This is a genomic window from Lysinibacillus sp. GW247-5R2A, from assembly GCF_059424475.1.
In genome coordinates, this window is the sequence record NZ_JBWKZL010000014.1 from 100,054 (window position 1) to 121,491 (window position 21,438).

Sequence of the window (21,438 nt, forward strand, 5' to 3'; positions counted from 1 at the left end):
ATCTCTCGACGGCTTTTGTCATTTCATTTTAACTCTGGATTGTAGTTGAAAACTTTAGTTCATTGTAAAAAAATGTAGGCAAACCCATTCTGAGTTTGCCTACATTCCTAATGCGTTTTTTCTAAGCCGCTGAAGTTGCTGGTTTATCCTTCGGTAGGAAAAAGGCTATTAGCAGTAATAACGGCAATAAAGAAACGACCATCATTGTAAAATCAATACCCTTATGGTCAATTAAAACACCAATAACCATTGCTCCAATGGCCCCCATACCAAAGGCAAAGCCAGTTGTTAAGCCGGCCATTGTGCCAATTTTAGAAGGAACTAGCTCTTGCGCATATACCACGGTTACAGAGAAGCTAATCATAATTAATGTACCAATGATCACTAAAAATATCATAGCCGCCCATAGCGGTACATAAGGCAATGCTAGGCAAAATGGCATTGGTACTACAACGGAAAGAATAATAACATTTTTCCTTCCTATTCGGTCTGACAGAGAGCCACCGAAAAATGTTCCCACTACCCCAAACGCCATGAATAGGAAAATTAGGATTTGTCCTAGACGGAGATTTACATCATAATGATCCATTAAATAAAATACATAAAAGCTAGTTATATTAGTTGTATAAAATGATCGTGCAAAAATGATGGTAAATAGTAAGGTTAAAGCTACGCCTACCTGCTTCTTTGTTAATGGTGGCAATGTCGAAACCAACACACGTTTTTTCTTCGCTGCACGCTCCTGCTCTAATTGCTTTTTATACCATTTTGCAATCTTAGTTAATAGAATAATACCAAATGTTGCCGCTACTAATACAATTGCTGCACCACGTTGGCCGAAAATATCAAAAATATAGGCACTAATTAATGGGGCAAGCGCTTGTCCTGAGTTCCCCCCCACTTGATAAATGGATTGAGCAAGTCCTCTTTTAGAGCCTGCTGCCATAAAGGATACTCTAGAACCCTCAGGATGAAATATTGCTGAACCGAAGCCTAAAAATAATACCGCAATAAGAATAATCCAATATTGAGTAGTAAATGCAATAATTGTTATAGCAATAAAAGAACTGATCATCCCTATTGGTAATGCATAGGGCATTGGCTTTTTATCGCTAACAAAACCAACAATAGGCTGTAATGCAGACGCAACTATATTTAAGACAAATGATATGAGGCCAATTTGTGTGAAAGTCAATCCTAGCTCACTTTTGAAGATTGGAAACATAGCTGGAATAACAGCTTGCATCGTATCATTGATTAGGTGAGCAACACCTATTAAAATCATGATGGGATAAATTGGATTAGCGACATTTATTTGATTATTCATGCTGCCACCTCGCTCTTTTTAGTTTTTGTTATTGACGATTGTCGCATACTATCAACCATTTTGCACAAGCTATGTTTCGACAGCTGTAAAAGGAGTTGATGTATGCATGGAAAGCTTTATTCATGCTCATTTTTGGGAAATGATTCTTCGAACAACACTTTCATTCTTCATCTTACTTATTTTGGCGCGTATTCTTGGAAAGAAACAATTGGGCCAACTCACATTTTTCCATTATATTACTGGTATTACATTTGGATCGATTGCTTCAGAAATCGCCTCACAGGAGGAAACACCCTTTTTGGATGGCGTAATATCCCTTATCTGGTGGAGTGCCTTAACCTACTTAATGACGATTATTACGATTAAATCAAAAAAAGCTCGCGTCCTTATTGATGACAAACCTACGATTGTCGTACAAAATGGTCTTATTTTAGAATCTGCCTTAAGAAAAAATCGTTTGCATATGGACGAGCTGACAATGATGCTACGTGAGCAAGCCATCTTTTCTGTACAAGATATTCAATATGCGTTACTTGAAACAAACGGAAAACTAAGTGTCCTGCAAAAAACCTCCGAGCAAGTTGCCACGAAGCAGGATGTTAAAGCTGATGTTTCCCCACCTACTTATTTGCCTACGGAGGTTGTGTCAGATGGGCAACTCATCAAAGAAAATATTGTAGAGCTCGAATTAACAGAGGACTGGGTAATGAAGAAGCTGAAAAAACAAAATGTGCATTCCGTTGAAGATGTCTTTTTTGCACAGGTTCAAACAAATGGGTCCTTATACATTAGCCTAAAAGATAAAGCGAGACATTCAAGCCCATAAATGCTTGTCTCGTTTTTTTTTAATCAATTTTTACAATATCTAACGGTGTAATGATTCCTATTAATTTTTGGTGTGGTTTGCCATGCTCTGTTATTAGTAATGCCTCAAAACGCCTACCTCTTTCCACTCCCTGTTTAAAAATTTCTTCGGCTTCATATATCGTTATGTATCTGCTAACAAACTTGTAATTCACCCTATTTTTCTCATGCATCAAAATATCATGCAACGTCGGAATTCCTTTAGGTAAATGGTCGCCACCCATTTTAGAGGCAAGCCAATTGGTAATTCCTACAGTTGTAATTAGCCCTCTAAATTGTTTATTAAAATAGACGGGGAACTGCGTATATTTTCGCTGGTGAATAACCTTTAACACATGCTTGAGGGAATCATTCTCTTGAAAAACAAGTACTCTCTTTCGGAACATTTGACCGACAAGCATAGGCTTAGCAAGCGTAGCATCTATGTATTCAATTCTTTCGACTACATCGGTATGTGGTTCTGCAATTACATAGTTAATAGAAGTACGATGATGGACAATTGCATTTCGCAAATCGGCGTATGACCGTAAATCATCTTCGTATTTTTTCACCAATACCTCTTTTTTCTTCGCTTGATCAATGAGCCGATAAAAGGGCGTAAAATCCTTAATGCCTACAATATCTCGTAATCTATGGTCTATTCGATTAAATGCTGTCAGGAAACGATCGGAATTTTCAGTCTCCACTTTTACGTACCCTCTTTCTCTAGTAACTTTATTTATTTTCCGAGTTATTTGACAAATTTCGAGTTACACCACCATTATATTCCTAAGTAATGCATATTCCAAGAATGTAATTTTTGCTGTCATTTATATATTTATTTGTATATATCCCCTTGAAAGTTACGCTACGTCATTTTGTATAATGACACTAACAGGGAAAGGGGTATGGTTATTTTGCTGACGATTCAAAGAACTGTGCTCGGCCCTATCATGGATTATGTTCTTTGTTGGGCTCTTCCTGCTTATCAATGGCGGTATGCTTTCAAACAAAAGGACGGAAAAATCTATATGTATCAGATTTCCCGTCCTATATTTTTTAAATTTTGGTCATAGCCGCATTTCTTTTCATCATTGTAATTCCAATCCAAATACAAAGAATTATCAGTGCTATCGTCATGATTAAACTCCACCAGTAATCAGACATCTCCATTGTTCCACGAACTAGTAAAGGTCCATAGCTTGCTAGCTTCCAAGGGGATATAGTCCAGAAAAGTCCTACTACCATATCGACTATTTGCCCAATAAAGATAACTGTAAAGGCACATGTAGTAGCTATAATTGTTTTAAAACTAGCACTCATCATTAATGTCACAGCCATTACAAACATTAGCCAAACATAGTACGTACAAAAGCTGGCAAGCAGTGGTCCAATTTCTAAAGCTCCGTATAAAATACTTGTGTAATACACGCTTGCCGCAAAGCCTGCTAAAATACTCACAAAACAAACTGCACTCATTACAATAAATTTACTCATAAAGTAGGCTCCAAAAGATATAGGTCTTACATATAATAAGGTAGCCGTACCACTCGCACGTTCTTTACTTATAATACCCACAAAAGAAGCCATTATCACCAATAACCCTATCGTTTGAAACTGCCCTATAGAAGCCTGTAATAGGTCAACGGGCATTAATTCAGGCATCAACATTTCAAAGCCTTCTGGCACATTTCCAACAGCATTTAAAATATCCATTATATAATAATTTATCAGGGGATCATTCATTCCAAGCAGGGCAAACACAAGAGGAATCCACAAAAATTTCCAGCTTCGCCACGCCTCTCTAAATTCCTTTTGTAGAAGTACGTTGAATCCTCTCATGCTTTTTTCGCCACCTTCATGAAAATTTCTTCCAACGATGCTGTTTGTCGTTCTACTTTTCTTATTGTATAAGGACAATTACTTAAACGATGAAGAAGCTCCTTCATCGTTGGCTGCTCATTCAATATCTCGATATATACATAACAACCTACTACATGATCAGTCGAGCTTGCAAAAAGCTTTGCCTCTTCCTCACTGGAAAACTCAATTATATAATTTTGCTCATCAAAACGTTGGCGTACCTCTCGTAATGTTCCTTGCTCTACTAGTTTTCCATTTTGTAAGAATAATAACTGATCTGTCATTTCTTCCGCATCGTTTAAAATATGAGTTGAATATAAAATGGTTGTCTCTTGTTGTAAACCTTTTAATAAATCAAGAACCTCTCTACGGCCAACAGGGTCTAGTGCTGAAACAGGTTCGTCTAATAACAGTAATTTTGGCTTATGCACAATTGCCTGGGAAATACCAAGGCGTTGCCTCATCCCACCAGAAAAAGTATCTATTTTTTTATGTTGAACATTTCCTAACCCTACAAACTCTAATGTTTTTTGAGCTTCTAATTTAGCATTTTTTGCTGATACACCATTTAGCCGCGCAGCCATCTCAGTAAATTCTAACGCGCTGAGCCAAGGATGGAACTGTGGATATTGGGGTAAAAACCCTATATTTTCACGTAAATCCCCATTTAGCATTTCTACACTTCCGGCAGTCGGCGTTAAGAGCCCTGTTAACATGGACAATGTTGTTGTCTTACCCGCGCCATTTGGCCCTATTAACGCCGTTGAAGTATTTTCCTCTAGAATAAATTGAACATTATCTACAACATTGTGCTCTGCAAATCGTTTGGTCAAACCAGTTACTTGAAGTAATGTTGTCATGACTGCTTTCTCCCAACTATAAAGTACGCAATCGACCCTATTATATTTGTAAATAAAATAATAAATACCCATAAAATTTTAGGCCCATTCGTTGCATGTGTTTTACGCAAATCAATAAGTGCTACGATCATTAATATTAATTGAACGACGATGAGCGGTGCTATCACTGCCCATGGAACTTTTGCTAATTCCTCCATCATACAGATCACCCCATTAGTTGTTATAGATTAACTATAACAACTTTGTTCTAATATGTATAGAACAAAGTTGTTGTTTATTCCAAATATTAGGTGACATTTCCATAGGATAAGATGTCATGTTTAAGATAGTCCCCTGTTTCACCATCTATACGCCCTGCCTCATTTATAAAACAAAAAAAGATGTACCTTAATCAGTACACCTTTTCCTTTATTTATAAAGTTGTTGTAGAGCGTCTTCCATTTTAGGACGAATCGTTACTTGTGGACGAGCCTTTTTGACCGCTGCCTCCGCTTCCTCAAGAGAATGAGCCAGCCCTAGCTCTATTAACACCGCAGTAGCTGCTACTCCAGCACGACCACCACCACTTCCACAGTGAACATATACCTTCTGTCCTGCCTCATAGGACGAAGCAATTTCCTTAGCTACATGCTGAATAGATGATGCTACCGCAATATCTTCATCTGCAATTGGCATATGCTTATACGAATAAGAAACAGTCTCTTGCTCTTCTGAAGTAAGTCCCTGCACACGAACATCTATTACAACATCTACAGCTTCTTGCTTAAAAGCTGCCTCCGCATCTTTTGCGCCGCCAAAGAATATTTGATCCTTTACTAAAACATCATAGTTTTTTTCCATATTGGTCACACTCCATAGGATTATTTCAGTAAATGCTTAATATCCTCGTAATATGGTAAAGCCGTTAAAGCGCCTGCTTTTGTTGCTGCAAATGCTCCTAATTTATTACCAAAGCTTGTACAGCGAACAAGCTCTTCATTTGTTGTAGGTAAGCCATTGTAATGAACATCGCGTAATACCCCTGCCATAAATGCATCCCCTGCACCAGTAGTATCTACAGGTGTTACCTTTTCAGTTGGTACGTGGATAACCTCTCCATTCAACACCGCATAAGTGCCATTTTCTCCTACTGTCACTAAAATAATAGGCACTAAATAGCTACTTAGTTGTTCAATTCCTTCTTCCAAACTAGTCGTTTCCGTCAGGAAGAATAACTCATCATCTGTTACCTTTAAAATATCTACATCCTCAAAAAACGACGTAATCGTTTCTCGGCAAATTTCTTCACTACTCCAGCGTAATGGTCGAATATTTGCATCCATCGCAATGATTGCACCTTTGTCCTTCGCCATTTCTACGGCAGCTCGAGTTGTAGCTAGAGCTGTCGGATGGAACATGGTCCCTGAACATACCGTTAAAGCAGAGGCATGTTTAAATGCTGCTTCATTTAATTGTTGCGGCTCCACTTGTAAATCAGGTGTTTCATCCACATAATCTTTAAAAATTCGTTCACAGGCTTCTGTCAGATGCACATAAACACCACTTACTCGTTTAGCGGGGTCGAATATGGCATAGTCAAGCTTGACACCTTCCTCTACAAGCCCATCACGCACAAACTGAGAACCCTCATCATCCCCTGTAATTGTAATTAGGGCAGATGGTGCCCCAATTCTGCTAATACCTGCTGCAACATTTACTGTTGCACCACCCATATATTTTGTAAATGATGTGTTTGTTACATCATCAGCAATATAGTCAATAAATGCGTCTCCATAGACTAAAATAAAATCCTTATCTTGCTTCGTCATGATTGTCCTCCTGAAAGTCTAGTCATTATAGATTAACACGAAAATTGTCATTCTATAAAGGTTTAACTTGTGGAAGCATGCCTGAAAATTTGTGTCATCCACTAACTTTGTTATACTTGCCTATAGAAAGGTAGGGATTTTCAAGATGAGTATTACAATTCGACAAGCGCAACCACAAGATGCCCATGCCGTTGTGCCTTTAATTATTGATGCGATTGGTGAGATTGCTAATCGTTTAACTGGCGAGCAATCGACCGAAGCTGTTCGTCAAGAACTGACAACCCTTTTTCAGCGTGACGACAATCGACATTCTTATTTAAATACCTATGTCGCTACGGAGGATGGGCAAATAGTAGGGATTCTCGTTTATTATTATGGCGCACATGCCATTGCTATGGATGCTAACCTTGTGAAATGGTTAGAGGCTAAAAATGCTCCATCCATCATCATCGATCAAGAGGCCCACGAAGATGAGGCTTATATCGATACAGTTTGTGTAACACCTGAAGCGCGCGGTAAAGGAATTGGCACATTGCTTTTACAATATGCCGAAGAACTGACAAAGCAGCAGGGCTATACAAAGTTATCTTTAAATGTAGAAACTCAAAAAGAAGATGCTCGTCGTCTTTATGAACGTTTAGGCTTTGTTATTACTGAGCCCTGGTCCATAATTGATGAACCATTTCATCATATGGTGAAACAATTTTAGGAAGTGAAGATTGTATTCATGAAAACAAATTTAATTTACCCTCTTTTGATCGTCATTGCCTCTAGTAGCTATGGAATTTTGTCGACTATTGTCAAAGTAGCAATGCAGCATGGCTTTACATCTGCAGAGGCTGTATCGAGCCAATATATTATTGGCTTTTTACTTGTTTTAGTTATTTTTATGTTGACAGATAGAAAATTACCTAAGCCATCCAAAAAAGGCATGCTTATATTATTATGCGCTGGTATTTTTACCGGAACGACAGGAATAGTGTACGGAGAATCTCTCAAGTATTTACCCGCTTCTCTTGCAGTAGTGATGCTGTTCCAATTTACATGGATTGGTTTGTTAATTGATTGTGCTCTACATAAAAGATTACCAAGTCGACCTGAAGTAATTTCTATTATTATCTTATTTGTAGGAACAATTTTAGCTGCAGGTGTTTTAAATGTAGATTTAAGTGGAATTCCTCTCCAAGGGTGGTTATTCGGCTTTGCTGCTGCCGTTACCTTTGCCTGCTTCATTCAATTTAACTCTCGACCAGTGGAGGGTGTTACAACCACTTCAAGGGTATTTATCGTTTCCTTTGTAGCCCTTATAATGATCAGTATTTTCTTAAGTCCTGAAGTGATTTGGAACGGCAAATTGTTTATGGAAGGCTTATGGAAGTATGGATTAGCCCTCGGTCTATTCGGTATCATTTTACCTATATACTTATTCTCCATTGCTATTCCGAAAATTGGTGGTGCACTCGCTTCCATCTTAAGCGCTATTGAATTACCTGTTGCAGTTACCGTTTCCGTTATTGTCCTACATGAACCATTAACGGCATTGCAAATTATGGGCATTGCTCTAGTGATAGTCGGTATGTTATTGCCGACAATTATTGCGCAACGCCGACAAAATGATACCCTATTGGATGCACAAACCTAAACAGATAGAAAACTCCTTGAAAATGGAAATATTCCTTTTTAAGGAGTTTTTTTGCACTTCATTGAAATGCCGTTGCTAATGGATTGGCACTTCGCTATGATGAAGGAAAATGTAATTTTTTAATAATTCTAACATGAATGTTACCCCTTCGTATTATACTGCAATATGTAAGTACCTTACTTTGAGAAAGGGGAAGTTGATGAAAAAAACACGTATTCTTAGTTTTTTCCTTGTGTTCATACTGTTTGTTTTAGCTGCATGTAGTGGAAACGATGACCCAAAAACTACAAATGATGCTGCCAAGAACGATAAAGCGACAGATGGCGACAAAACGGAAGTAGCGACAACAACGCCATCCGGTAAGCTTGTTATTTACACAGGGCGTGACGAAGAAATGGTGCAAAGTGTAATCGACCAGTTTAATAAAAAGTATCCAGACATTGAAGTAGAGTTTTTAACAATGGGCGCTCAGCAAATTTTAGAACGTTTACGGGGCGAAAAGGCCAATCCTCAGGCAGACTTTTGGTGGGGCGGCACACAATCAGCACTCATTGTTGGGGCGAATGAAGACTTATTACATGCCTGGCAGCCTAGCTTTATTGACTCTATTGATGGTACACATAAAGATGTAGATGGTCGCTGGTTTGGCGAGATGCTGCTACCAGAAGTCATTATGATCAATAGAGATTTATTAACAAAAGAAAATGGGCCACAGGATTGGGATGACCTTCTTGACCCTAAATGGAAGGATCAAATTTTAATTCGGGGCGTGCTGGCTTCAGGAACAATGCGCACCATATATTCCTCTATGATTGTACGACAAGATGCGAACTCTCCTGATAAAGGCTATGAATGGCTCTTACAATTAGACGCTAATACGAAGGAATATACGCAAGATCCAAATGCTTTGTACTTAAAGCTAACACGACAAGAAGGCAGTGTCTCCTTATGGAATCTACAAGATATTTTATTAAAGAAATATACAACTGATTATCCCTTTGATTATATTTATCCAAAAAGCGGAGCACCTATTTTGGTAGATGGTGTTGCTGTTGTCAACAAGGCGAAAAATCTAGAGAATGCCAAACTATTTGTCGAATTTTTATTCGAAAAAGAGATGGTGACACAGTTAGCAAATGATTATTATCAAATTCCTACACGATCTGATATCGATAAGGCCTCCATGCCAGAGTGGTATCAAGAATTAGATTTAAAAACATTCGATATAGACTGGCAGCAAATGTCTGACAAAGAGGCTGAATGGATGGAATACTGGGATAACAATATTAAAGGCCGCGGTAAATAGTATCCGGGTGAAAAATCCAGCTTTTTTTAGTGGGTTTTCACCTTACTATCTATCTCATTCCCTATATAGCTATGAATCCTTTGTTGGAGAGGAGTTTTTTGTTGAAAAGAGTCACAATCGAAAAGGTCTCGAAGCAATTTGGTCAGTTGTATGGTGTGAAAGATGTAGATCTCGAAATAAAGGCTGGTGAATTTTTCACTTTTCTTGGGCCTAGCGGCTGTGGCAAGACAACTACTTTGAGAATGATTGCCGGTTTTTATTACCCTACTAAAGGTAGGATTCTATTTGATGAACAAGATGTCACTCGGCTTCAGCCAAATAAACGCAATATCGGTATGGTATTTCAAAACTATGCCCTTTTCCCCCATATGACAGTAGATGAAAACATCGCATTTGGTTTACAGGTTCGTAAATTTTCTAAAACTGAGATTCAGTACAAGGTTGATCGAATGAGAGGACAAGTACATCTATCAAATTATGGAAACAGAAAAATAAATGAGCTTTCTGGCGGGCAACAGCAACGTGTGGCTTTGGCTCGAGCACTCGTAATTGAGCCAGATATTTTATTACTGGATGAACCATTATCCAATTTAGATGCAAAATTACGTGAGGAAACACGTGTTGAAATCAAACGGATTCAATCTGAGCTTGGTGTTACGACGATTTATGTTACCCATGATCAAATGGAGGCTATGGCGATGTCTGACCGAATCATGGTCATGGAAAACGGCTATATCAAGCAAATTGGGACTCCTCAGGAAATATATCACCAACCTGTAGATCGCTTTGTAGCTAACTTTATTGGCGAAACCAATTTAATTGAGGGCATATTAGAAGCAATTGAAGGCGAAGAAATACAAGTGAAAACAGCAAATGGGCATATTTTTACTGGGCGAAAGCAACAGAGCTCTCCAGCATTAACGCATATGATTGGAGACAAAGTATTTATTTCAATACGTCCAGAATCTATTCATTTGGGGACTGGGGATAATACATTAACAGGGAAAATTACCTTTGTTGAATTCACAGGCATTAGCGTCAATTATATTGTAGATTGTAACGCCTTTTCACTTAAAGTAATGCTTATTAATTCTTATGACCAAATAAAAAAGATTGGCGAGGATATTACCATTCATATAACGCATGACTCGCTGTATTTTTTAGGGGAATAGGAGGAAGCCAATATGGAAAAGCAAGCTGTCAATGCTTCTCAAGAAAGTATATGGACACGAATCTTTCATTCCCATTGGTTCATCTATATATTAATATCGCCATTATTTTTAGTGTTGTTCGCCTATGTCGTCTATCCCTTCTATCAAACATTTACTCAAAGTTTTGCTGGTGATGAACCATTCCTTCACTATAAAAAATTTTTCAATCTAGCAAGCCCAGCAAATTTAGAAGCTTTGTGGACCAGTATTTATATTTCTATTATTAGCGTCCTTTGCTGCGCTATCGTTGGAGTAACTATGGCTTTTTTACTCGAACGCTATAACTTCCCTGGGAGACGAATACTTTCTATTTTAGTATTGGTCCCTATGGCACTCCCCCCCCTAGTCGGTGTGCTATCCTTTTCATTTTTGTACGGAGATAGTGGTATTTTCCCTCGAATCTTTCAGCATCTATTTGGTTTAGATCATGTACCCTTTTCATTGAAAGGGATTTGGGGAGTCATCGTTGTTCATACTTTCACCATGTATACTTATTTTTATTTAACCGCATCAGCAGCCATAAAGGGGCTAGATCCAGCTCTAGAAGAAGCGGCAACTAGTTTAGGTGCAGGGCGTATTCGCGTGTGGACAAAGGTTATTTTACCCATGCTGACCCCTTCCATTGTTGCTTCCTCCTTATTGGTGTTTATGATCTCTATGGCCTCTTACACGGCACCCTTAATGTTTGGTGTAGAACGAACTATGACCATGCAAATCTACTTATCGCGGACTAATGGCAATCTTGAGATGGCCGCAACTCAGTCGATGATACTGTCCTTCGTCTCTATTACATTTTTAATAATGATGCGTTGGTATCAAAATCGCAGAAATTATCAAAATCTCAGTAAAGGGATAAGTGTCCATCGCTCGGAGGTATCCTCCAAGAAAATAAAAATAGCGGCAACTATTGCCTCCTTTATCGGCACGTTGATTTTGATTTTACCGATATTAGTGCTGATATTAATATCCTTTTCTGTTGATGGGGCATGGAAGACTCAAATACTCCCTACAGACTATACACTGGATCATTATACAGCTCTCTTTACTGATGAGCGTACATGGCGACCTATTTGGAATTCTATACAGATGGGTATCGTCGCAACATTTGGCAATATTATCTTTGGTGTTGCCGCAGCATATGCGATGGTCCGTTTAAATTTTAAAGGAAAAACATTACTCGACATTTTAATAATGGTACCTTGGGCTCTACCAGGGACAGTGGTAGCAGTCAATTTAATCGCCGCCTTTAGCACGGAAAACATCTTTGCCTTTAATCAAGTATTAATCGGGACATTTTGGATTTTACCATTAGCCTATTTTATCCGACATTTGCCACTTGTTTTCCGGTCAACCTCTGCCTCTCTCGTACAACTAGACCCGTCAATTGAAGAGGCATCACGTGGATTAGGCGCCAATTGGTGGTATACATTTAGACGCATCGTCGTACCTTTAACATTCACCGGAATATTAGCGGGAACACTATTAGCCCTAGTACAAAGCTTTGGTGAATTTGTTGCGTCCATTCTTATCTACAGTACATCTACTATTCCATTGTCTGTTGCCATATTTCAAAAATTGTATGCATTTAAATTTGGGACTGCATGTGCCTACGGTGTCTTACAAATTTGCTTAATTTTAGTTGTCCTTATTATTTCTGAAAAACTATCAAAAGGCAGTGCTGGTACAGCTATTTAACTGCTAATCTATTAGGAGGCCATGATAATGTTTGAAGATTTTCGCAACAAAACGCAGCAGGAAGATGGGATGATTTTCCCTTCTAACATCTATCGGAAAATTGTGTTACAGCCAGCTTATGAAGAGGCAAAGAAAAATTTTCTAACTATTATGCTACAAATTAATATAGCTCATTTAAAAATGTTAGAAGAACAAGGACTTGTAAAAAAAGAGGAAGCGAAACAAATTGGGGCAGCACTAAAGAAAATAGATTTAAATTATTATCGTATAGAAGATTATAGCCCCCAATACGAAGATTTATTTTTCCGCATTGAAAATAAATTAATAGAGCTTGCTGGCGACGTTGCTGGAAATCTTCATATTGGACGCAGTCGTAATGACATGGGCATCGCCATTTATCGTATGACACTAAGGCAAAAATTACTGTTATTAATGCGAGAGCTACTCACATTGCGAGATGATTTAATCGCAGCTGCTGAGGAGCATGTAGATACTATTATGATTGGCTACACGCATACCCAACAGGCACAGCCTACAACCTTTGCCCATTATTTAAAGGCTGTCATTGACCAGCTCGAACGAGATTTTGAGCGCATGCAGCATGTCTATAAAACTGTGAATCGTAGCAGTATGGGGGCTGCAGCCTTAACTACAACAGGATTTAATATAAATCGAGAACGGATGCGTCATTTGTTGGCATTCGACGATATTATCGAAAATGCGTGGGATGCAGTGGCTGGAGCTGACTATATTGCTGAAGCAGCAAGTATTGTACAGCTTGCTGCACTCAATCTTGGCCGCACCTCTCAAGATTTTTTATTATGGGCTACCCAGGAGTTCAATGCCTTCACACTCGCCAGTCCATATGTTCAAATAAGCTCTATTATGCCCCAAAAGCGTAATCCTGTTTCAATTGAACATACGCGTTCATTACTATCAGCTGTTGTTGGAGATGCAAGCACCGTGTTACAGATGGTACATAATACACCATTCGGAGATATCGTCGATACTGAGGATGATATGCAACCCTATTTATGGCGTGCCATCGACCGCTTAGTTGGGATTTATAAATTATTTGGCTCACTTGTTGTCACAATGGATGTGAACAAGAAAAAACTAAGAAACCGTGCAGAGAACAGCTTTGCCAATGTTACTGAGCTGGCTGATACATTAGTACGTTCAGAGGATATTTCCTTCCGCCAAGCACATAGCATTGTTAGTAAATGCATTAAAGTACTACTTGCTCATAGTGAGGAATCGCTAGCAAGCCTTACATGGGGGCTCGTGAATACTCAATCTAAATTGGTAACGGGAAAAGAATTAAATATTTCAGAAGAGGATTTTTATAAAACCTTACAGCCAGAGTCTTTTGTTGGTGTTCGAACACTACCAGGTGGCCCAGCTCCTGCCACAATGAAAGCAGCGCTTGAACATGCCAAAATGAAAACAAAAAGTCTTTATGAATGGATTCAATTAAAGGAAATCTCCATTATTGAAGCAGAGAAACAATTAACGATTTTTCTTGAGGAATGGAGCCAATGATGAAATGGCTTCTAGTTATAGATGGCGGTGCAACAAAAACGGCATGCGCAGTCGTTCACGCGGAAACTGGTGTTATGGAATATTCAGCTTCAACAAAGGGCTCCAACTATCAAGCCATTGGTATGGAAGCAGCTACAGTGATATTACATGAGCTATTAGCAAAGGTAGAAAATTTTTTACAAAAGTATCCCTGCTCTCAAATTGCTGTAGCTACCTTTGCCTTAGCTGGGATTGATTCTCCAAAAGACAAAGAAATGGTTACAGCCATTGTTCAAAATGCCCTATCAGCCACACAGCTCTCTATTGCAACTCTTATTATTGAAAATGACGCTGAAGCCACACTACTTGGTGTGACTGCTGGACAGGCAGGTGCATTACTCATTGCTGGAACAGGAGCCATCGCTTACGCGTATGATGGACAGCAAATCGTTCGGGCTGGAGGCTGGGGACACCGAGCTGGAGATGAGGGTAGTGGTTATTGGTTAGGGCAAGAGGTGGTAAGAGCCATCTTTAAAATGGAAGATGGTCGAGGTGAGACCACTATTTTAAAAGAGGCTGTCTATCATTCCTTAGGTATACAAAATGTAACCGAGCTCGCTGAATGGTTATTTCAGCCATCCTATACAAATGCACAATTAGCGAAAATGGGGTCATTTGTTGCGCAAGCAGTTGAACAACAAGATGCTTGTGCCATTCAAATATCACAACAGGCAGCTCAAGAATTGGCTCTTTTAGCAAGGGCCGTGTTAACAAAGATAGGCTATCAGAATGGACTGTTTCCTCTTTATTGTAATGGTGGTGCCATCAAGTATAATCCACTTATTTTAAAAACATTTACAAATATATTAGCAGTAACGCATCCGCAGATTTCCATTTCTCTTTGTAAGCAGCAACCAATTGCTTATTTAATTGAACGAACAAAAAGGGCCTATGACTGTTTATAAGTCATGCCCTTTTGTTGTCCCCATTTATAGGGCCATTTTCTTCAACTCATTCGTTGTGAAATAGAGATAGCCATCTTTCACAAATAAATCCTTCGTATCTTCTCGGTTTAGGGACTGTTCCCCGCTACCATCTGGACGAATCTTTGTTAAATAAGCGCCTCGGGAATAATTACTATAATAGAGCCATCCATCTGCATAAACGACGTATTGTACACGGGAATTTGTTACTCGTTTCGTTTTACCCGTCTTCATATCAAGCACATACAGCTTATTGTCATCAGAGATGTTGCTAAAATATAATTGATGGTCAACCTGTGCTGGGAAGTCTATATCATGATAGTAACTATAAAGTGTACTCGTTGCTTTAGGATAATCTTCAGCAATCCATGAGTGGTCTTTTGCCATTGTGCGGTCATCAACTAAAAAGTATTGGTAACGAATGGCCCCCTTACGATCTGGGACTGGATCATTCCACGTTGTGTCAAGGTGATACCATTGTCCACCTAACTTCACTAAATTCCACGCATGTCCTTCTTGACCTACATATCCTACAATATATTTCGTTTCAATCCCTAGCTTTTGTAACATGGAGTGAGCAAGTAAAGCATAGCCCTGACATACCCCTCCGCGCTCTGCAAGAACGGTATAGGCGCTATGGGGACTAGAATTTGTCTGATCGGTATAGGCCGTATTCGCCACAATATAATCATTAACGGCTCGTACCTTTTCTACGTCTGACATAGATGTATTACTAATTTTGGCAATGATTTCTTGGACATTCATCTCCACGTAGGCAGCCTGTTCTGGGGTCATTAAATAGCTTTGCTCCCCAAATATTGTTGCCTGGTTTCTTCCATATTCAAAACGAATTGAATGTTTACTAATATGGCCATACACATAATCGTCTCTTTCGATGGCATTGTTATAGGCCTCTTCTACAATTTGTTCAATTCGTTGTGTATTCCCTTTATACTGAATTTCAAATTTCGGTGAGAAACTACTATAATACGCATACATTGCATCAGTCATTTCCTTAACGTTTGTCACAACTAACTTCGTCTCTGGTTTCTGAATTGCTTGAGCAGTAGGTGCTACCTCCATATCATGCATGTCTTCTATAGGTATGGCCGTTTCTATTGAGGCATTGTCTGAAAGTCTAGCGGTTACATCAACGATTTTTTCCTTTGTTGAAAGAAGCATTGTTTCTATCTCATCATTATTTGTCCATTCTGCTACCTGCCGGACAACTGCTTTACCTGCCGTATAAATGGGGTCAATGAAAATAATGATGATCATAATAATGGCTAATTTCTTCCACAAACTCCTCACCTCCAACCGTCTTCTTCTATTCATTATATACAAAAACAAGCACAAAGAACCCGTTCAGAGTCCTTTTATGCCTGTTAATAATTGTTTACTGACTTAATGTAAGTTTATGCTCTTTGGCATTCATGTTATAGATTAGATAATTGTCACTAATCTTTAGATTCGTTACTGGCTGTTTGACCAACACTTCAGCCTTTAATGTTTTCAGATTTAGTTTTGTTAAATAACCGCTGTTGCTATAATCACTATAATATAGATTTTGGCCCATTCCAGTAATATACAACGCTCGTTTATCCAAAACTTTTGTTTTTTTACCAGTTGCCATTTCTAGATTATATAATTTATCGTGATCAGCCGTATTACTAAAATAGACGACATTATTTAATTGATACGCAAAATGAACATTGTGCATAAAGCTATATTTAGTGCTTGAGGCAGCAGGGTAATCTGCCTGAATCCAAGAATGATCCTTCTTAAGCACTTCATCCGTCACTAAAAAGTAATCATAGGATGCAGCACCAATGCGATTTGGTAGTGGATCATTCCATGTTGTATCCAAATGGTACCATTTGCCGTCTACCTTTACCAAGTTCCAAGCATGAGCCTCATTTCCATTCACAAATCCCACCACGTATTTTGTTTCAATTCCACTCTCTGACAGCATCGCCTGTGCAGCTAAGGCATAACCTTGGCAAACAGCTTGTCCTTCAAATAGCAAAGCATAGGCACTATGGGGACTTGCTTTTGTTTTAGTACCATAACTAGTATTCGATACAATATAATCATTAATAGCTTTTACTTTATCGAATTCAGTCATAGTGGGCTTTATAATATTTTTCAATACTTGACCGATCTTTTTTTGTACAGCTGCTTCTTGTGTTTGATTTGTCAGGTACTTTATTTTATAGGTTACGTTCCCTAAAGAATCTGCGGAAATTGTTGTGCTTTCCATATGTCCGCTTGCGTACACAGCCTGCTTTTTAGCTTGATCAAAGGCAGCCATAATCTCTTTTTTGAAATCACCCATCGGCCCAGTATATGTAATGTTAATATTCGTTTCAAAACTATTAATTTTCTTTATTAGTTCTTTTGTAAACTGCTCCCAAGTTGTGACTGTTGAATTTGCTACAACAGGATTTATTACAGAATTAGTTTCCTCATGTTGTGCATAAGCCGCAGTCGGGCTTAACATAAGTAAAGTAGCGCCACATAATAACCATTTCTTCATAACACGATCACCTTCCCTTTTACGCTATCATTATTAGTTAGCATAACAAAGAAAGTGACTACTAGGCTATGAGACAAGCGCCCCAACTAAGACTTTCAACTAAAAAAATAAAATGATCCTTCTAATATAAAATACCTAAAAATTGAATATAGGCGTCGATTCTAACTATTAAATTGTAAAAAAATAAAACTCACTACATTCCAGTGAGTTTTACGACAATTAACGACTTTTTACTACTAAGTTAACCGCTTCCTGAATGGCCTCATTCATCTTTTCGCCATCCCCTTCCGCATTTTGCACACATTCCAATAAATTTGTACTAACAATCACACCAACTGTTCGGTCTACAGCCGAGCGGACGGCTGATAGCTGCGTAATCACTGCCTTACAGTCTTTTTCCTCCTCCATCATCTTCAAAATACCACGTAGCTGACCTTCCATTCGTTTCACCCGATTTTTCACTTGATCTGAATATTCCATAAACATGCTCCTTCTTTCTATACTCGCTACGTTCTATTGAGTAATTGTTATCCTTTATCCTAGCTCTTTATTTCAATTTTAAACCTTAATTATCATTGTTTTCTTGGTCGTAAATAATTCATAAGCATTCTCGTTATAATGGAGCTTGCATTTGTTATTTCATCATACTGAATAATGGAGTTCTTTTTTATTCGTAATTGCCCAATCTCCACCTCGAAAATAGGGCACTTTCGTTTAAGTGCAGCGATTAGCATATTTGTATCATAATCATAATGTTCACCTTTTACCTTCATTAGCCATGGTAATTCATTCATCGAAATATAGCGTAAACCCGTTTGAGTATCCATCAATTTCCGGTGATAGAGCAGTTCAAAAAAGAGACTTGTTGCACGATTTCCCCAATAGGAAAGAAAGGTACTATCGACCGAATGGAAGTTTCGCACGCCTAGCACAATACCTTCTGAAAAGACCTTCGTCATTGTTAAAACAAGCTTTACATCTTGTAATGTATGCTGACCATGAGCCCCTACTGTGAGTACCCCATGAAATATTCTTTTTTGCTCTCGTATATATGTAAAGGCTGTCTTTAGGGCACCACCTTTTCCAATATTGTCTCGATGCTGAAGGACTTGGCAACCATCTATTTTTTTTAGGTCGTCAAAAATCCCTTTATATTTCTGATCACTTCCATCATTGACAATAATAATTTGTGTAATGGTCGTTGCTAGTAATTGATGTACATAGGTAATGAGTGATTGTTGCGGATTATATGCTGGAATAATAGCTGCAATATTTTTCATGTCTATCCTCCACCTATAGGCTGTCAGGCTCTTCATATGAATGAATTCCCCTTATATCAAATAGTATCATGTAACAGCAACAATTCAACTGATGAATCCCATGAAAACATATCAATAATATCGATATTTCTCCGATATATGAAAAAAGAGAATTACCATGAAAGAGGGTGAGTACGATCGTCATACATTATGAAACTCTTGAGGAACAATGTCATAAGTTAAGGCAATTTTCCTTCGCAACATTAGCTAAAAACTTACAGGAAGCTAGTTTTTTCGCCATTTCAAACCCTCTAGTTTCTTTACAAAAATCACTGCTAGTATTAGAGGAGATTTTATTTGAGGTTTATCAATTGGAAATGCATACTATGCCCAAATTAAAAAATGTCCGCATGCTGTTAAATAATCGTAGTTTTACAGCCCAGATTCATCCTCGTCGAATTTTCCTATTAATGAATCTCGTCTATAAAATGACGAGCCATACTAGTAATGAACTTGTGGAGGCAAAGGCGGCCAAAATTGTTCTTGATTATATAACTGATATTGTTGAATGGTTTATGAAGCGCTATGATCATAGCTTTAAATCGAATGTCGCTGATGAGAAAATTTTCATGTCGGAAAACAACCTATATCAGCAGGGCCATTCAACAGATGCTTATAAACATGCCGCTGATTGGTTCGAAATTGCGGCACAAAATGGGGATGCAAGTGCGCAATATAATCTAGGGGCGCTTTACAACCATGGGCAGGGGGTTAAAAAGGATTATGCGCTTGCGAAAACGTGGTATGAACGAGCCGCAGCTCAAAATGATCCCAATGCACACTATAGTCTAGGTGTCCTCTTTCATCTAGGACAAGGTACGGAACAAAATTATGGGGAGGCCGCTCATCACTACCAAATAGCGGCTGATTTAGGAAATGCAGATGCTCAATATAATCTGGGTGTGCTTTATAATCAAGGGCTGGGCCTATCGCAAGATTTCAATGAGGCAGCCAAATGGTACACCTTAGCCGCGGATCAAGAGAATACCAGTGCGCAAAACAATTTAGGATTTCTTTATCATAATGGGACAGGTGTAAAGCAAAGTTATGTGATGGCCAGCACTTATTTTGAAATGGCTGCCTTAGCCGGAGATGCAAGTGCGCAATATAATCTAGGCTATATGCATTTGAAAGGACGTGGCATTCCACAAAATTTTGCAGAGGCAGCTAAATGGTTGCACATGGCCGCTTTACAAGACCATATGAATGCAGAATTTCAAATTGCCATGCTCTACAATACTGGCCAAGGAATAGACAAGGACCCTATTGAGGCTTTGAAGTGGTTTAAGCTAGCGGCACATAAAGGACATTTACATGCACAATATTACCTTGGTCTTCTCTATGAAAAAGAACAGGATTTCGTATTAGCTGAGAAATGGCTACTCCTAGCTGCTAAAGAAGGACATATTAGTGCTGGCTTCGAGCTTGGGCGTCTATATGTTTATCAACTTCAACAACCAGATAAAGCTCTGCCCTATCTAAAGGCTGCAGCTGAAAAGGGTTATGTGGATGCTCAATACGAGCTTGGACTTTTACTAACTGCAGGAGCTGGTGTTCCTGTTAATTATCCGGAAGCCGTGCAATGGTGGAGAGCTGCAACCGATCAGTCTCATATTCAGGCTGAGTATCAATTAGGCCTATTATATGAGCAAGGATTAGGGGTTTCTATGGATCTGGAAGAGGCACGCCGCTGCTATCGATTAGCTGCCATTCAAGGGCATGCGGGTGCTCAATACCAGCTCGGAAATTTATTTGATAAAGGCAAGGGTGTTACCCAGGATTACACTGAAGCTGCCAAATGGATTGAGCAAGCTGCGGTACAAGGGCATATAAAAGCACAATTCCAATTAGCACAAATGCACAGTCATGGGCAAGGCGTTCCAAAGGATTTTGCTAAAGCAGCCCAGCTCTATCGATTGGCTGCTAATCAGGGCCATCAGAAGGCACAATTCCAACTCGGTCTGATCTATAAAAAAGGGCAGGGAGTTGCCCAAGATTATCAAGAAGCCACAAAATGGCTGAAAAAATCACTTCAAGATATCCAATAAACATCAAAAACCTACCGTGTCACGAGCTTATGTAACACGGTAGGTTTTTCTAATTTTTCATATCTTCTTGTTGTTTAATCATAAATGTTACTACAATGAACAAAGCAAAGCTAATTAATAACGTAGTTCCACCTACAATAAAGAACACTAAAGTAAATGTACTGCCAAATTGAAATGGATTGATATTGTAAAACCACATCCCTAATGTTAAGCCAAAAACACCAAGAATAGCTGTCCAACCATGTATATTCACTAATTTTTGTGATTTGACTTTAAAAGCTCTATAAAAAATACCCCATGCAAACATACTCAGCCAACCAACAAGTAAAATATGTGCATGTATCGGTCTATATTCGTAGCTACCTGAACCGGACATATGTGAACCTAGATAGGTTCCAATTAAAGCAAAAATGGCCGCCAATCGAATAAGGCGTATGCTCCACTTCTGTTCCATACGAAAACTCCCCCTTAGTTTG

At 38.7% G+C, this 21,438-nt stretch carries 21 protein-coding genes; 9 read left to right on the forward strand and 12 right to left on the reverse strand.

Annotated elements, in window-relative coordinates:
* Positions 1-121: 121 nt before the first annotated feature.
* Positions 122-1,327, reverse strand: coding sequence for an MFS transporter (locus AC07YC_RS19750; protein WP_233301942.1), 1,206 nt, complete (start codon positions 1,325-1,327; stop codon positions 122-124).
* A 106-nt stretch (positions 1,328-1,433) separates the two neighbouring features.
* Between AC07YC_RS19750 and AC07YC_RS19755 the strand changes: the two genes are divergently transcribed.
* Positions 1,434-2,153 carry a DUF421 domain-containing protein gene (locus AC07YC_RS19755; protein ID WP_249661550.1) on the forward strand — a complete coding sequence of 240 codons (720 nt, stop codon included), beginning with the start codon at positions 1,434-1,436 and terminating at the stop codon, positions 2,151-2,153.
* Positions 2,154-2,172: 19 nt separating this feature from the next.
* Here the strand turns inward: AC07YC_RS19755 and AC07YC_RS19760 are convergent, their stop codons facing one another.
* The 6 genes from AC07YC_RS19760 to AC07YC_RS19785 all read right to left on the reverse strand — a co-directional run bounded on the left by AC07YC_RS19760 (position 2,173) and on the right by AC07YC_RS19785 (position 6,701).
* Complete coding sequence (locus tag AC07YC_RS19760; RefSeq protein ID WP_375105769.1) at positions 2,173-2,877, reverse strand: CBS domain-containing protein; 705 nt, start codon at positions 2,875-2,877, stop codon at positions 2,173-2,175.
* 352 nt (positions 2,878-3,229) lie between these two features.
* Positions 3,230-4,012, reverse strand: coding sequence for an ABC transporter permease (locus AC07YC_RS19765; protein WP_494920217.1), 783 nt, complete (start codon positions 4,010-4,012; stop codon positions 3,230-3,232).
* Positions 4,009-4,893, reverse strand: coding sequence for an ABC transporter ATP-binding protein (locus tag AC07YC_RS19770; RefSeq protein ID WP_494920218.1), 885 nt, complete (start codon positions 4,891-4,893; stop codon positions 4,009-4,011). The genes AC07YC_RS19765 and AC07YC_RS19770 overlap by 4 nt, the downstream gene beginning before the upstream one ends.
* Positions 4,890-5,093, reverse strand: a complete 204-nt coding sequence (locus AC07YC_RS19775; RefSeq protein ID WP_081937092.1) for a PLDc N-terminal domain-containing protein — start codon at positions 5,091-5,093, stop codon at positions 4,890-4,892. Before AC07YC_RS19775 ends, AC07YC_RS19770 begins: the two co-directional genes overlap by 4 nt.
* Positions 5,094-5,301: 208 nt before the next feature.
* The gene (locus AC07YC_RS19780; protein WP_069479704.1) at positions 5,302-5,733 is read right to left on the reverse strand and encodes a protein-tyrosine phosphatase family protein; all 432 of its coding nucleotides are present in this window, start codon (positions 5,731-5,733) and stop codon (positions 5,302-5,304) included.
* 20 nt (positions 5,734-5,753) lie between these two features.
* Positions 5,754-6,701 (reverse strand): carbohydrate kinase family protein, encoded by a 948-nt coding sequence (locus tag AC07YC_RS19785; protein ID WP_336636382.1) that lies wholly within the window; start codon positions 6,699-6,701, stop codon positions 5,754-5,756.
* Positions 6,702-6,846: 145 nt separating this feature from the next.
* On the opposite strand from AC07YC_RS19785, the gene AC07YC_RS19790 reads away from it, so the two are divergent.
* The 7 genes from AC07YC_RS19790 to AC07YC_RS19820 all read left to right on the forward strand — a co-directional run bounded on the left by AC07YC_RS19790 (position 6,847) and on the right by AC07YC_RS19820 (position 15,041).
* Positions 6,847-7,410, forward strand: coding sequence for a GNAT family N-acetyltransferase (locus tag AC07YC_RS19790; protein WP_494920219.1), 564 nt, complete (start codon positions 6,847-6,849; stop codon positions 7,408-7,410).
* An 18-nt stretch (positions 7,411-7,428) separates the two neighbouring features.
* The gene (locus AC07YC_RS19795) at positions 7,429-8,343 is read left to right on the forward strand and encodes an EamA family transporter (RefSeq protein WP_494920220.1); all 915 of its coding nucleotides are present in this window, start codon (positions 7,429-7,431) and stop codon (positions 8,341-8,343) included.
* Between the two features lie 199 nt (positions 8,344-8,542).
* Complete coding sequence (locus AC07YC_RS19800; RefSeq protein ID WP_494920221.1) at positions 8,543-9,649, forward strand: extracellular solute-binding protein; 1,107 nt, start codon at positions 8,543-8,545, stop codon at positions 9,647-9,649.
* Positions 9,650-9,750: 101 nt separating this feature from the next.
* Positions 9,751-10,821, forward strand: coding sequence for an ABC transporter ATP-binding protein (locus AC07YC_RS19805; RefSeq protein ID WP_494920222.1), 1,071 nt, complete (start codon positions 9,751-9,753; stop codon positions 10,819-10,821).
* 12 nt (positions 10,822-10,833) lie between these two features.
* Positions 10,834-12,555, forward strand: coding sequence for an ABC transporter permease (locus tag AC07YC_RS19810; protein WP_494920223.1), 1,722 nt, complete (start codon positions 10,834-10,836; stop codon positions 12,553-12,555).
* A gap of 27 nt (positions 12,556-12,582) precedes the next feature.
* Complete coding sequence (gene argH / locus AC07YC_RS19815) at positions 12,583-14,097, forward strand: argininosuccinate lyase (RefSeq protein ID WP_336636377.1); 1,515 nt, start codon at positions 12,583-12,585, stop codon at positions 14,095-14,097.
* Positions 14,094-15,041: an N-acetylglucosamine kinase gene (locus tag AC07YC_RS19820; protein WP_494920224.1), complete on the forward strand. Its 948-nt coding sequence runs from the start codon at positions 14,094-14,096 to the stop codon at positions 15,039-15,041. The genes argH and AC07YC_RS19820 overlap by 4 nt, the downstream gene beginning before the upstream one ends.
* Before the next feature lie 24 nt (positions 15,042-15,065).
* Here AC07YC_RS19820 and AC07YC_RS19825 read toward each other — a convergent pair whose 3' ends face one another.
* The 4 genes from AC07YC_RS19825 to AC07YC_RS19840 form a co-directional block, all read right to left on the reverse strand.
* Positions 15,066-16,361 (reverse strand): transglutaminase domain-containing protein, encoded by a 1,296-nt coding sequence (locus AC07YC_RS19825; protein WP_494920225.1) that lies wholly within the window; start codon positions 16,359-16,361, stop codon positions 15,066-15,068.
* A 94-nt stretch (positions 16,362-16,455) separates the two neighbouring features.
* Complete coding sequence (locus tag AC07YC_RS19830; protein ID WP_494920226.1) at positions 16,456-17,595, reverse strand: transglutaminase domain-containing protein; 1,140 nt, start codon at positions 17,593-17,595, stop codon at positions 16,456-16,458.
* Positions 17,596-17,814: 219 nt separating this feature from the next.
* Complete coding sequence (locus AC07YC_RS19835) at positions 17,815-18,075, reverse strand: metal-sensitive transcriptional regulator (RefSeq protein ID WP_004233098.1); 261 nt, start codon at positions 18,073-18,075, stop codon at positions 17,815-17,817.
* A 92-nt stretch (positions 18,076-18,167) separates the two neighbouring features.
* The gene (locus AC07YC_RS19840; protein WP_494920227.1) at positions 18,168-18,875 is read right to left on the reverse strand and encodes a glycosyltransferase; all 708 of its coding nucleotides are present in this window, start codon (positions 18,873-18,875) and stop codon (positions 18,168-18,170) included.
* A 167-nt stretch (positions 18,876-19,042) separates the two neighbouring features.
* On the opposite strand from AC07YC_RS19840, the gene AC07YC_RS19845 reads away from it, so the two are divergent.
* Positions 19,043-20,962 carry an SEL1-like repeat protein gene (locus AC07YC_RS19845; RefSeq protein ID WP_494920228.1) on the forward strand — a complete coding sequence of 640 codons (1,920 nt, stop codon included), beginning with the start codon at positions 19,043-19,045 and terminating at the stop codon, positions 20,960-20,962.
* Positions 20,963-21,011: 49 nt separating this feature from the next.
* Here AC07YC_RS19845 and AC07YC_RS19850 read toward each other — a convergent pair whose 3' ends face one another.
* Positions 21,012-21,416, reverse strand: a complete 405-nt coding sequence (locus AC07YC_RS19850; RefSeq protein WP_336636371.1) for a hypothetical protein — start codon at positions 21,414-21,416, stop codon at positions 21,012-21,014.
* Positions 21,417-21,438: the final 22 nt, after the last annotated feature.